9 protein-coding genes and 2 tRNA genes are annotated in these 12516 nt (G+C 66.9%); 8 read left to right on the forward strand and 3 right to left on the reverse strand.

Annotated features, from left to right (window positions below; translation table 11 throughout):
• Positions 1 to 24: 24 nt before the first annotated feature.
• The 8 genes from lexA (at position 25) to ACKN61_RS09825 (ending at position 6625) form a co-directional block, all read left to right on the forward strand.
• Entirely contained in the window at positions 25 to 681 is a 657-nt protein-coding gene (lexA, locus tag ACKN61_RS09790) for a transcriptional repressor LexA (RefSeq protein WP_031371765.1), read from the forward strand.
• A complete protein-coding gene (locus tag ACKN61_RS09795) occupies positions 681 to 914 on the forward strand; it encodes a hypothetical protein (protein ID WP_031371766.1) in 234 nt (77 codons plus the stop codon). Before lexA ends, ACKN61_RS09795 begins: the two co-directional genes overlap by 1 nt.
• Positions 915 to 950: 36 nt before the next feature.
• The gene (recA, locus tag ACKN61_RS09800; RefSeq protein ID WP_031371767.1) at positions 951 to 1976 is read left to right on the forward strand and encodes a recombinase RecA; all 1026 of its coding nucleotides are present in this window, start codon (positions 951 to 953) and stop codon (positions 1974 to 1976) included.
• Positions 1977 to 2602: 626 nt separating this feature from the next.
• The gene (gene recX, locus ACKN61_RS09805) at positions 2603 to 3112 is read left to right on the forward strand and encodes a recombination regulator RecX (protein ID WP_408953788.1); all 510 of its coding nucleotides are present in this window, start codon (positions 2603 to 2605) and stop codon (positions 3110 to 3112) included.
• 164 nt (positions 3113 to 3276) lie between these two features.
• Positions 3277 to 5910 (forward strand): alanine--tRNA ligase, encoded by a 2634-nt coding sequence (gene alaS, locus ACKN61_RS09810; protein WP_408953308.1) that lies wholly within the window; start codon positions 3277 to 3279, stop codon positions 5908 to 5910.
• A gap of 144 nt (positions 5911 to 6054) precedes the next feature.
• Complete coding sequence (gene csrA / locus ACKN61_RS09815; protein ID WP_031371770.1) at positions 6055 to 6258, forward strand: carbon storage regulator CsrA; 204 nt, start codon at positions 6055 to 6057, stop codon at positions 6256 to 6258.
• Between the two features lie 66 nt (positions 6259 to 6324).
• A tRNA-Ser gene (locus ACKN61_RS09820) sits at positions 6325 to 6417 on the forward strand.
• Positions 6418 to 6548: 131 nt separating this feature from the next.
• Positions 6549 to 6625: transfer RNA gene (locus ACKN61_RS09825), tRNA-Arg, on the forward strand.
• Positions 6626 to 7665: 1040 nt separating this feature from the next.
• On the opposite strand, the gene ACKN61_RS09830 is transcribed toward ACKN61_RS09825, so the two are convergent.
• The 3 genes from ACKN61_RS09830 to kdpC all read right to left on the reverse strand — a co-directional run bounded on the left by ACKN61_RS09830 (position 7666) and on the right by kdpC (position 12469).
• Positions 7666 to 8388, reverse strand: coding sequence for a response regulator (locus tag ACKN61_RS09830; protein WP_408953309.1), 723 nt, complete (start codon positions 8386 to 8388; stop codon positions 7666 to 7668).
• Positions 8385 to 11099, reverse strand: coding sequence for an ATP-binding protein (locus tag ACKN61_RS09835; RefSeq protein WP_408953310.1), 2715 nt, complete (start codon positions 11097 to 11099; stop codon positions 8385 to 8387). Before ACKN61_RS09835 ends, ACKN61_RS09830 begins: the two co-directional genes overlap by 4 nt.
• A gap of 770 nt (positions 11100 to 11869) precedes the next feature.
• Complete coding sequence (kdpC, locus tag ACKN61_RS09840) at positions 11870 to 12469, reverse strand: potassium-transporting ATPase subunit KdpC (protein WP_408953311.1); 600 nt, start codon at positions 12467 to 12469, stop codon at positions 11870 to 11872.
• Positions 12470 to 12516: the final 47 nt, after the last annotated feature.

The raw sequence follows: 12516 nt of genomic DNA on the forward strand, positions 1-12516 counted from the left end.
TTGTTAGTAGTAATACTACTAACCATGAGCCTGACCGACACCCAGCAAGCCATCCTCGCGATGATCGCCGAGCGCATCGACACCGAGGGTTTCCCGCCGTCGCAGACCGAAATCGCCAAAGCCTTCGGCTTCAAGGGCGTGCGCGCGGCGCAGTACCACCTCGATGCGCTCGAGACCGCCGGCGCGATCGAACGCATGCCGGGCCGGGCGCGCGGCATCCGCGTATTGCAGCCGCCGCCGCAGGCGCAGCGCGAGCTGGGCCTGATCTCGATGGGCGGGATCTCGGCGAACGAGGAGGCGATCCGCCTGCCGGTGCTGGGCCGCGTCGCCGCCGGGGCGCCGATCGGCGCGGACGCCGGCGCCGACAACTACGTCCTGCTCGATCGCAACATGTTCTTTCCGTCGCCGGATTACCTGCTCAAGGTCAAGGGCGATTCGATGCGCGACGAAGGCATTTTCGACGGCGACCTGATCGGCGTGCACCGCACCCGCGATGCGCGCTCGGGCCAGATCGTGGTCGCACGCATCGACGACGAAATCACCGTCAAGTTGCTGAAGATCGGCAAGGACCGCATCCGCCTGCTGCCGCGCAACCCCGATTACGCGCCGATCGAGGTCCAGCCCGATCAGGATTTCGCGATCGAGGGCCTGTACTGCGGCCTGGTCCGGCCGAATCGCTGATGGCCCGCGCGAAGCCCGACCCCAATGTCGATCGCTATGGCTCGGTGCGCGCCTGCGCCGCCGTGCCGGCCGCACAAGCCGCCCTGCAAGGCCTGGACGAGTCGATTTCCGCGGCGTTTTCGCGGGGAAATCCGACCCCGGCGCAAGCCGCCGCCCGGCTGACCGCCGCCGCGGCGAGCGATAATTTGCTTCCAGGCGACGCGGTCTCAGCCTCTGCGATCCGCCTCCTCTAACTTCCTCTCACCACGACACGACTTAAGGACACCACCATGGACGAGAACAAAAAGCGCGCCCTTTCCGCCGCTCTTAGCCAGATCGAGAAGCAGTTCGGCAAGGGCTCGGTGATGCGCATGGGCGACCGCGCCGTCGAAGCCGCCGAAGTCATCGGCACCGGCTCGTTGATGCTCGACATCGCCCTCGGCATCGGTGGCCTGCCCAAGGGCCGCGTCGTCGAAATCTATGGTCCGGAGTCCTCGGGCAAGACCACGCTGACCCTGCAGGCCATCGCCGAGTGCCAGAAGAAGGGCGGCACCGCGGCCTTCATCGACGCCGAGCACGCGCTCGACCCGATCTACGCCGGCAAGCTCGGCGTCAACATCGACGACCTGTTGGTCTCGCAGCCCGACACCGGCGAGCAGGCGCTCGAAATCGCCGACATGCTGGTGCGTTCGGCCGCGGTGGACATGGTGGTGGTCGACTCGGTCGCCGCGCTGACCCCGAAGGCCGAAATCGAAGGCGAAATGGGCGATCAGCTGCCGGGCCTGCAGGCCCGCCTGATGAGCCAGGCGCTGCGCAAGCTGACCGGCAATATCAAGCGCTCCAACACCCTGGTGATCTTCATCAACCAGCTGCGCATGAAGATCGGCGTGATGATGCCGGGCCAGAGTCCGGAAGTGACCACCGGCGGCAACGCGCTCAAGTTCTACGCCTCGGTGCGCCTGGACATCCGCCGCATCGGCGCGATCAAGAAGGGCGACGAGATCATCGGCAACCAGACCAAGATCAAGGTCGTCAAGAACAAGCTGGCCCCGCCGTTCAAGCAGGTCCTGACCGAGATCCTCTACGGCGAAGGCATCTCGCGCGAAGGCGAACTGATCGACATGGGCGTGGAAGCCAAGCTGGTCGAGAAGTCGGGCGCCTGGTACAGCTGCGGCGACGAGCGCATCGGCCAGGGCAAGGAAAACGCCCGCCAGTACCTCAAGGAGAACCCCGAGCTGGCCGCCCGTCTCGAAGCGACCCTGCGCGAGAAGTACGTCCCGAGCGACGCCCCGCGCGACGAAGCCGTCGAGGAATGATCGTCCGGCTCTGAATGGTTCCGGCTCTGAACGGTTAAGGCTCTATGACGTCGGATCGGCACGACGATCGGCGTCGCGAAGGCGGCGCCGTAGACCCGGACGGGCAGGGCGTACAGCCCATGCCCAAATCCGGCCGCGACACGCAGCTTCGCGAGGAGCTGCGCGCGCGGATGCGTGCGATCGAAGCCGGCAATGCGGCGCCGAAGTCGCCCCTGGGCCCGGCGGTGCCCCGTACGCAGCTGCTTTCGTCGCCAGACGAAGCTGCGGATGTCGATGCAGATATAGATCCGGATGAAGGACCGGCTGAGGAGCGCACCACGTCCGAGCGCTCCGCCTCTGAAACCGGCCGGCGCGGCGGGTTTTCCGGCGGCTTTGGCTCGAAGCGCTCGGGTTTGAAGCCGTCGGCTTCGAAACGGTTCGGCTCCAAGGGCTTCGGCTCGAAACCGTTCGCCTCGAAATCGTCCGGAAACGGCGGCTTTGGCGGCCAGGCCGACGGTCCGGAGCGGTCCGTTCCGGGCGGCTCGGCCTGGCCCGAAGCCGACCGCTTCGAGGCGCAGCTCGCCCTGGGCGGCGCCGATCCGCTCGATCCGGCCTCCGCGGCCTCCGCGGAAGATCGACCCAGTGCACTGTTCGACGAAAGTCTAAGCCGCCCTGACGGTTCGGGCCGGGGCCAGCGCCGGCGGGCGCCGCGCGAGCAGAGCCCGACCCAGCGGGCCCTCGGCCTGCTGACCCGCCGCGAGCATTCGCGCAAGGAATTGACCCGCAAACTGACCTCCCGCGGCCTCGACGCCGGCGAGGTGGAAACCGCGGTCGCCCAACTTGCCGAGGCCGGTTGGCAAAACGATGTCCGCTTCGCCGAAAGCATGGTCAGAAGCCGCGCCGGCAATGGTTATGGGCCCCTGCATATACGTGCTGAATTGGCCACCCACGGCCTCGACAGCCAGACCATCGCCGACGCCCTGGCCAGCTACGAAGGCGACTGGCTGCAGAACGCCCGCGATCTGGTCCGGCGCCGCTATGGCGAGGACTTCGCCGCCGACCCGGCAAGGCGGCGCAAGGCCGCCGATCTGCTGATGCGGCGGGGCTTCGACGGCGATACGGCTCGTAATGCGAACCGTTCCGGTTCCGACGACTGAACGGTCGGACATATTTACCGTACGGCCTTGCACATAAGGCCCCCGGGCCTGTTAGGCTACGCGGCTTTCGGGTCCCGGGTTGCCTGTTCCAGTCGATGCCTCCATCGTGGTGGCATGGGTTCGGTCGAGCGGCACCGCTCCCGACCAGGCTAATAATCCCAGGCATGAAAACCACCACTGAAATCCGCAGCGATTTCCTCGAGTTCTTTCGGGGCAAAGGTCACACCATCGTGCCGTCGGCACCGTTGGTGCCGGCCAACGACCCGACGTTGTTGTTCACCAACTCGGGCATGGTGCAGTTCAAGAACGTATTCCTCGGCAGCGAGAAGCCGGGTTACGTGCGCGCCGCCGACGTCCAGCGTTGCCTGCGTGCCGGCGGCAAGCACAACGACCTCGATCAGGTCGGCTACACCGCACGTCACCACACCTTTTTCGAGATGCTCGGCAACTGGTCGTTCGGCGACTACTTCAAGGAAGACGCCATCGTCTGGGCCTGGGAGCTGTTGACGAAGGTCTGGGGTCTGGCGCCGGAACGCCTGCTCGTCACGGTCTATCACACCGACGACGAGGCCTACGCGCTCTGGAACCAGAAGATCGGCGTGCCGGCCGAGCGCATCGTCCGCATCGGCGACAACAAGGGCGCGCCGTTCGCCTCGGACAACTTCTGGCAGATGGCCGACACCGGTCCCTGCGGCCCCTGTACCGAAATCTTCTACGACCACGGCGACCACATCGCCGGCGGCCCGCCGGGTTCGCCCGATGAGGACGGCGATCGCTTCATCGAGATCTGGAACCTGGTCTTCATGCAGTTCGACCGCCAGCCCGATGGCAGCCTGCTGCCGTTGCCGGCGCCGTGCGTCGACACCGGCATGGGCCTGGAACGTCTGGCGGCGGTGCTGCAGGGCGTGCACGGCAATTACGACATCGATCTGTTCCGCCACCTGATCGCCGCCGCGGCGCGCTTCACCGGCACCGACGATCTGCAGAACAAGTCGCTGCGAGTGATCGCCGATCACATCCGCGCCTGCTCCTTCCTGATCGTCGACGGCGTGCTGCCGTCCAACGACGGCCGCGGCTACGTGCTGCGCCGGATCATCCGTCGCGCGCTGCGCCATGGCTGGATGCTGGGGCAGAAGAAGCCCTTCTTCCATCTGATGGTGCCGGCGCTGGTCGAGGTGATGGGCGACGGCTATCCGGAGCTGGCGGCCAAGCGCGAATTCGTCGAACGCGCGCTGTTGGCCGAAGAAGAACGCTTCTCGCAGACCCTCGATTCGGGCATGCGCATCTTCGACGAAGTGGCCGAGCGCTCGACCGGGGTAATCCCGGGCATCGACGTGTTCCGTCTCTACGACACCTACGGTTTCCCGACCGACCTGACCGCCGACATCGCGCGCGAGCGCGGCCTGACCCTGGACATGGAGGGCTACGACGCCGCCATGGCCAAGCAGAAGCAGGGCGGCCGCGAAGGCGCCGACTTCGGCAGCAAGACCACGATGCCGGCGGAACTCGCCGCCAAGCTCGCCCCGACCGAATTCCTCGGCTACGACCGTCTGACCGAGGGCGGCCTGGAAGTCGTCGCCCTGCTGCGCGACGGCATGCCGGTCGACCAGATCGTGGCCGGCGACAACGCGGTCGTGATCCTCGAGCGCACCCCGTTCTACGCCGAAAGCGGCGGCCAGGTCGGCGACGCCGGCGAGCTCGACGAAGCCGGCACCCGTTTCCTGGTCCGCGACACCCAGAAGTTCGCCGGCCAGTTCCATGGCCACATCGGCGAGCTGACCGCCGGCACCCTGAAGCGCGGCGACCGCGTCCTGGGCGCCGTCGACGAGGCCCGCCGCGCGGCGACCGTGCTCAACCATTCGGCGACCCACCTGCTGCATGCGGCCCTGCGCCGCCTGCTCGGCGACCATGTGACCCAGAAGGGCTCGCTGGTCGCTCCGGACCGCCTGCGTTTCGACTTCTCGCACTTCAACCCGATGACCGACGCCGAGCTCGCCGAGATCGAGCGTCAGGTCAACGCCGACGTGCGCCGCAACTACGCGGCCGAAGTCCACCAGATGGGCATGCAGGAAGCCCTGGAGTTCGGCGCGATGGCGCTGTTCGGCGAGAAATACGGCGACCGCGTGCGGGTCCTGCGCATGGGCGAGGCCTCGACCGAGCTGTGCGGCGGCACCCACGTTTCGCGTACCGGCGACATCGGCCTGTTCAAGATCGTCTCCGAGAGCGGCGTCCAGGCCGGCGTGCGCCGGATCGAGGCGCTGACCGGGCAGGGCGCGCTGGACTACGTGGCCGAAGAAGAGCAGCGTCTGGAGCAGGCCGCGCGCCTGCTCGGCGGCAATGCGGCCGACGTGGCCGACAAGCTGCGGGCCCTGCTGGACCGGCAGAAGAAGCTGGAACGCGAGCTCGAATCGATCAAGGCCAAGGCCGCCTCCGGCGCCGCCACCGACCTGGCCGCCTCGGCGGCGCAGATCGGCGGGGTGCGGGTGGTCTCGACCCGGTTGGAAGGTTTTGACGCCAAGGCGTTGCGCGAGGCGGTGGACAGCCTCAAGCAGCAGCTCGGCGATGCGGTAATCGTGCTGGCGGGAGCCAGCGACGGTAAGGCGGCTTTGGTCGCCGGAGTGAACGGAAGCGCGGCTGGCAAGGTCAAGGCGGGGGAACTGCTCGCCCACGTTGCCAGTCAGATCAACGGTAAAGGCGGCGGCCGCCCGGATATGGCGCAGGGCGGCGGTGACGACGGCCCTGCGTTGTCGAAGGCTCTTGCGGGCGTGGCGCAGTGGGTTGAGAGTAGGCTTGTATGAATGGCGAACAGTGACTTCTATCGCTTGCGACCGGGTTTGACCGGTCGCTAAGATGGTTCACGTTTGTGTACAAATTGAAGCATTCTTCCTGATGGAAAAGAATGCCAACGCCGGCGCTGCGGTGCCGGCTCGAGGAGGTTTTCAATGCTGATCCTGACGCGTCGCGTCGGCGAAACCCTGATGATCGGCGACTCGGTGACTGTCACCGTGCTCGGCGTCAAGGGGAACCAGGTGCGTATCGGTATTACCGCACCCAAAGATGTCGCAGTCCATCGCGAAGAGATCTATCAGCGCATCCAGCGCGGCGAGGATGCGTCGGACGACTCGGGCAAGAACACCGGCGGCTGATAAAAAAAGTTTGCTGCGAATCGGGTGAGCCGTTATGCTTCCCGCCCGCACCGCGTTAAGTGATGCGGAGAGTTGCCCGAGAGGCTGAAGGGGCTCCCCTGCTAAGGGAGTATAGGGTCAAAAGCTCTATCGAGGGTTCGAATCCCTCACTCTCCGCCAGTTACAAAAGAGCCGCTTCTGGCGGCTTTTCTTTGCAGATCCATCGGGGTTTTCGCAGCCGATGAGGACGTAAAGAGCAAAACAGAAAATGTTGACGAACAGAAAAACGTCCGTCATAATTTTTCAACTCAGCGCCCGTAGCTCAGCTGGATAGAGCACCAGGCTACGAACTTGGGGGTCGGAGGTTCGAATCCTTCCGGGCGCGCCATACAAAGAAGCCCGGCAATCGCAAGATTGCCGGGTTTTTCTTTGCGCGCGATTTTTGTTCGCCGCCGCCTGTTCATGGCCGGTCGTTCGCGTCGTATCAACTCCGCCGCGCTACTGGCCGAGCCCCCTGTAGGAGCGGCGTAAGCCGCGACCGCGTATTTGCAATTTCGCGTCGTCGATTGCTGAGCGAGGGTAGGAGCGACGCAAGCCGCGACCGTGTCGTTTGTCGTCGCGGCGGTTCTTGCCGCAAAGCGGCAACATCAAGATCTAAAGCTTCCGTCCGCTAAAGCGGCCGGGTTACTTTCTTTTGCTAAGCCCAAAAGTCCGTCTGGATTCCCTTCGGTCAAAGCTAACCAAAGGGAGGGCTTTCCTTGACGAAGCTCCCCTGCGAGCTCGATGCGTCCGCCGGGATTTTCCGATAAGACATCCTTGTCTTATCGAGTCATTTCTTTTCAAAGGCTGGGCGCACGTCCTGTGCGCCGCCCTCCGGGGCTACGGTTGCATCGCAAGTTCGACACTGCGCCAAGCTCTTCACGGCAACGGCAACGGCAACGGCAACGGCAACGGCAACGGCAACGGCAACGGCAACGGCTGACGGGGCGCCTGCTCTTGGGGAGGAGCGGCGTCCCACGGGGATTTCCTACGGTCACAAGCCGCGACCGCGCCACCGCGCTGACGCCGTAGCTGCGAGGCCGATGTCGCGGCTCGCGCCGCTCCTACCCTTTGGGCGCGGCGGCGAGGCGGATTGCCGGCGACACCGGAGTAGGAGCGGCGCAAGCCGCGACCGCGTCACCGCATTTGCGTCGTAGCTGCGAGGCCGATGTCGCGGCTCCCGCCGCTCCTACCCTTTGAGCGCGGCGGTGAGGTGTATTGGCGGCGACACAGGAGTAGGAGCGGCGTCCCACGGGGATTTCCTGCGGTCACAAGCCGCGACCGCGTCACCGCGCTGGCCTCGCAACCGCGAGGTCGATGGAGCGGTCTATGGCCGCAGGAAATCCCCGGGCGACGCCGCTCTTACAGAGGCGGGGACGCTTGCCCGGCTCACCGCTTCTCGATGAAACGCAGGCCCACGCCGGGTTCGGTCGCGATGTAGCGCGGCGCCGCGGCGTCGTCGCCGAGTTTGTGGCGCAATTTGCCGACCAGGATGCGCAGGTAATGGGTGTCTTCCTGATGGGTCGGCCCCCACAGCTCGCGCAACAGCTGCGGTTGGGTGACGACGCGGCCGGCATGTTGCACCAGCATCGCCAGCAGAGCGTATTCCTTGCGAGCCAGCACCACCGCTTCGCCGTCCAGGCTCACCTCGCGACGGGCCAGGTCGATGTGCAGGCGGCCGTCGTCGAACACCGGCAGGGTCTCGCCTTGCGGGCCGTGCGCGCGCAGCAGGGCGCGTATGCGCGCCATGAGCTCCTGTACGCCGAACGGCTTGGTCACGTAGTCGTTGGCGCCGCCGTCGAGCGCGGCGACCTTCTCGGTCTCGCCGGCGCGCACGGTGAGCAGGATCACCGGCACGCTCGACCACTGGCGCAGCTCGCGCAGCACGTCGTGGCCGTCGCGGTCGGGCAGACCGAGGTCGAGCACGACCAGGTCGGCGCCGCGCGTGGCCAGGGCCTCCAGGCCGGCGCCGCCGGTGTCGGCCAACTCCACCGCATAGCCCTGCGCGCGCAGGGCGATGTCGAGGAATTTGCGGATCTGCGGCTCGTCGTCGATCACCAGCACGCGCGCGGGCGGCGTCGTGGCGGAAGGCGGAACGCGATCCTCGGTCATGGGGCGGCGGGCACGGCGGGTTCGATGGGCGGCAGGGTAATCCGGATCGTAGTGCCGCGGCGACCCTGCTCGTCGGCCAGGCCGGGCAGGGCGACCACGCTGCCGCCATGGGCGCCGATCATGCCCTGGCAGATGGCCAGGCCGAGCCCGGTGCCCTGGCGGCCGCGATCGCCCCGCTCGACGCTGTAGAACATGTCGAAGATGCGCGCGCGCTCGTCTTCGGGAATGCCGGGGCCGCGGTCGCTGACGTCGATGCGCAGCACTTGCGCCGGGCCCGCACCGGGCTCGCCGTCGACCCGGCGCGCGTCGATCGTCACCGCCGCGTCCGGCGGCGAGAACTTCACCGCGTTCTCGATCACGTTGAACAGCGCCTGCTCGACCAGGGCCGGATGCACCCAGATCGGGCCGAGGCCGGGCTCGATGCGCAGTTCGAAGCGCGCACGCGGCTCGTAGCGCTGCAGGCGCGTCACCGCCGAGCCGATCAGTTCGTCGACGCCGATCCAGTCGCGGTTGAGCGCCAGCCCGCCGTGGCCGAGCCGGGTCATGTCGAGCAGGTTCTGGATGTAGCGGTCCAGGCGCTCGCCTTCGATGCGGATGGTTTCGAGCAGGCTGTGGCGGTCTTCGCGCGGCATCGCCTCGGCATAGCTGTCCAGGCTGCTGGCGGCGCCGATGATCGAGGCCAACGGCGAGCGCAGATCGTGCGAGACCGAGGACAGCAAGGCCGAGCGCAGGCGCTCGGTCTCGCCGCTGACGCGCGAGTCCTCGAGGTCGGCGACCAGACGCGTGCGCAGCACCGCCTGGGCGACGTCGTCGGTCATCGCTTCGGCCAGGCGCCGTTGCTCGGGCCCGAGCCGGGTCAGCGACGGCGGAAAGCGCAGCCCGATCACGCCCGCGGCCGGCGCGTCGGCGGCGCCGTCGCCCTTGAGCGGCAGCAGCCACCATTCCGAGCCGGCCAGGGTGTCGGTATAACGCCCGGCGGATTGGCGATGCTTGAGGCTCCAGTCGGCGGCGGCGCGGTCCTTGTCGCCCATCTCCGGCAGTGATTCGCCGCGCAGCGGCGCCGCGCCGATGTAGATGAAGGCTTCGACGCCGAGCGAACGCCTGAGCGCGTCGCGGCCGGCGCGCACCACCTGGCCGACGTCGGCCGCGGTGGCGAGTTCGCGGCCGAGGGTTTGCAGCTCGGTGGCGTGCGCGTTGGACGCGCGCAACGCCAGCACCTGCATGCGCAGCTTCGAGGCCAGGCGCCCGGCGACCAGCGCCGCGGCGAGGAACAGCAGCACCGTCGCCACGCCCTGGCGCGCGCCGATCAGCAAGGTGAAGCGCGGTTCGATGAAGAAGAAGTTGTAGGCAAGGAAACACAGGACCGAGGCGATCACCGCCGCGGTCATGCGGGTGCGCGCGGCGACCACGACCACGGCGACGATGAAGATCAGCGACAGATCGCCGAGCCCGATCCAGCGTTCGGCGATCCAGGCCAGCGCCGTGGCCACGGTCGCGGCGACCACGGCCAGGCCGGCGTCGCTGCGGGTCAGCAGGCTGCGCAGCACGGTGCTGCTCTGGCGCAGCGAACGGCGGGCGCGGGCGCGGGCCTCCGGCGTGCTGACGATGGTCAGTTCGTAATGCGCGCCGCGCTGGATCAGTTGCTGGGTCAGGGTGCGGTTGACCATGCGCGCGAGCGGGCGCTCGCGGGTGCGGCCGAGCACGATGGTCGACACGCCGGCGCGTTCGCCGTGGTCAAGCAGGGCGTCGACGATGCTGTTGCCATGCAGCACCGCGGTGTCGCCGCCGAGCCGCCGGGCCAGCGCGAAGGCGCGGTCGAGTTCGGACTGGCGCGCCTCGTCGGGCGAAGCGCCGGTCTGCACTGTCACGACCAGCCACGGGGCGTCGCGTCGTTCGGCGAGGCGCCGCGCGACACGCACCAGATATTCCGACTGGCCGAGGCCGTCGATCGCCACCATCACCGCCCGCCGCAACGGCACCCCGGGCAGGCCGCGCGCGGTCTGGGCCTCGCGCAGATCGCTGTCGACGCGGTCGGCGGCGGTCTGCATCGCCAGTTCGCGCAAGGCGGTCAGGTTCGACGGCGAGAAGAACGCCTGCAAGGCGTGCGCGGCCTGCTCGGGCACATACACCTTGCCCTGCTGCAGACGCTCGATCAGCTCGCGCGGCGGCAGGTCGACCAGAACGATGTCGCGCAGGCGGTCGAACAGCGCATCCGGGACGGTCTCGCTGACGCGCACGCCAGTGATGCGGTGAATGACGTCGTTGAGACTTTCCAGGTGCTGGATGTTGATCGTCGTGTAGACGTCGATGCCGGCATCGAGCAGTTCCAGAACGTCCTGCCAGCGCCGCTCGTGGCGACTGCCCGGGGCATTGCGGTGGGCGAGCTCGTCGACCAGCGCGACCGCGGGCTTGCGCGCGAGCACGGCGTCGAGGTCCATCTCATCGAGCCTGCGCCCCTGATAGTCCAGGCGCTTGCGCGGCAACACGTCGAGCCCTTCGACCAGCGCGCCGGTCTCGGCGCGTCCGTGGGTTTCGACGATGGCGACGACCACATCGATCCCGCGGCGTTGCAACTCGCGAGCCCGCCCGAGCATGGCGTAGGTCTTGCCGACCCCGGGCGCGGCGCCGAGGAAGATCGTCAGCCGCCCGGCGCCCTGGCGTTGCAGTTCGCCCATGAGGGCATCGGCTTGGGCGCTGCGCGGGTCGGTCATGAGGGGGATTGTGCGCTGGGTGGGTGAGGGAGGTGTAGTGATGGGGTGGTGGTTTGGGGTTGTGGGCGTGTCGTTTCTGTGGGATGCCTGGTGCCCGGCAGTTCGCTCGGATTTTTTACTTCGGCTCTAGTCTTGCTGTTGCTGTTGCTGTTGCTGTTGCTGTGCGCAGCTTCGATCTCGCGATGCAAATCCAGACCCGGAGGGCGGCACGCATGGATGCGGGCCGTTTTTCATCGGGACAAGGATGTCCCGTATGAAAAAGCCCCGCGTATGCACCGCTCGTGCGGGCCTGTGATTCAAAGAAAAGCATTTTTCTTTGGTTACCTTTCTTTTGTTGCTTTAGACAAAAGAAAGTAACCCGCCGCTTTAGTGGCGGAAGCTCTTGGCGTTTGACCTTGCTTCTCGAGATGCCACAGCAAGAGCAGAGCTTCCGTCCGCTAACGCGGCCGGGTTACTTTCTTTTGCTAAGCCCAAAAGAAAGGTAACCAAAGAAAAGGGCTTTCCTTGACGAAGCTCCCCTGCGAGTACGCAGCTTGCGCCGGGATTTTCCGATAAGACGTCCCTGTCTTATCGGAAAACGCCGCACGTCCTGTGCGGCGCCCTCCGGGTCTCCACTGTTCTCGCGAGTTCGGTACTGCGCCAAGCTTTCACGGCAAAGGCAAAGGCAAAGGCAAAGGCAAAGGCAACGCGGTGCTTGGGTAGGAGCGGCGTAAGCCGCGACAGCGCCGTTCCGGTCTCGCCGCGAACACCGCCTCAACCCCACAACCGCCTCAGCGCGCCGCATCCAAGGCCAGATTGAGCTTCAACACGTTCACCCGCGGCTCGCCGAGCACACCGAACTGCGGGGCTTCGGTATGGGCCGCGATCAATTGTTCGACTTGTGCGCTGTCGAGGCCGCGTACGCGGGCCACGCGGGCGGCTTGGATCTGCGCCGCGCGCGGGGAAATATGCGGATCGAGGCCGCCGCCGGATTGGGTCGCCAGTTCGGCCGGTACCTGCGTCAGCGCGATGCCTTCGCGCTCGGCCACCGCGGCGGTGGTCTCGGCGATGCGCTTGCGCAGGTCGGGGTTGGTACGCGCCATGTTGCTGCCGGCCGCGGCCATGGGGTCGTAATTGGCGGCCGACGGCCGGGCCTGGAAATAGCCGGCATCGGCGAAGGGTTGCGCGATCAGCTGCGAGCCGACCGCATGGCCGTCGCGTTCTATCACGCTGCCGGTGGCCTGCCACGGAAACGCCAGGCGCCCCAATGCGGTGGCGGTGAGCGAATAAAGCAGGCCGAAGCCGAGCAAGGCGACGGCGGCGAACAGCAGCGGGGCGCGCAGCGGGATGCGGTCGTCGATGTGGGCGGTTTGACTGGTATGGGTGTTCATGTCGGTGTCCTGTGGTGGTCGGTGAGGCGCGAGATGTGCGGCCCTCA

This window comes from Lysobacter sp. Hz25, from assembly GCF_046097045.1.
Lineage (GTDB): Bacteria > Pseudomonadota > Gammaproteobacteria > Xanthomonadales > Xanthomonadaceae > Lysobacter > Lysobacter antibioticus_B.

Bases quoted from the DNA above. Each gene is read 5' to 3' on its own strand.
- lexA (WP_031371765.1), top strand. From the start codon at position 25: ATGAGCCTGACCGACACCCAGCAAGCCATCCTCGCGATGATCGCCGAG.
- ACKN61_RS09795 (WP_031371766.1), top strand. From the start codon at position 681: ATGGCCCGCGCGAAGCCCGACCCCAATGTCGATCGCTATGGCTCGGTG.
- recA (WP_031371767.1), top strand. From the start codon at position 951: ATGGACGAGAACAAAAAGCGCGCCCTTTCCGCCGCTCTTAGCCAGATC.
- alaS (WP_408953308.1), top strand. From the start codon at position 3,277: ATGAAAACCACCACTGAAATCCGCAGCGATTTCCTCGAGTTCTTTCGG.
- csrA (WP_031371770.1), top strand. From the start codon at position 6,055: ATGCTGATCCTGACGCGTCGCGTCGGCGAAACCCTGATGATCGGCGAC.
- ACKN61_RS09830 (WP_408953309.1), bottom strand. From the start codon at position 8,388: ATGACCGAGGATCGCGTTCCGCCTTCCGCCACGACGCCGCCCGCGCGC.
- ACKN61_RS09835 (WP_408953310.1), bottom strand. From the start codon at position 11,099: ATGACCGACCCGCGCAGCGCCCAAGCCGATGCCCTCATGGGCGAACTG.
- kdpC (WP_408953311.1), bottom strand. From the start codon at position 12,469: ATGAACACCCATACCAGTCAAACCGCCCACATCGACGACCGCATCCCG.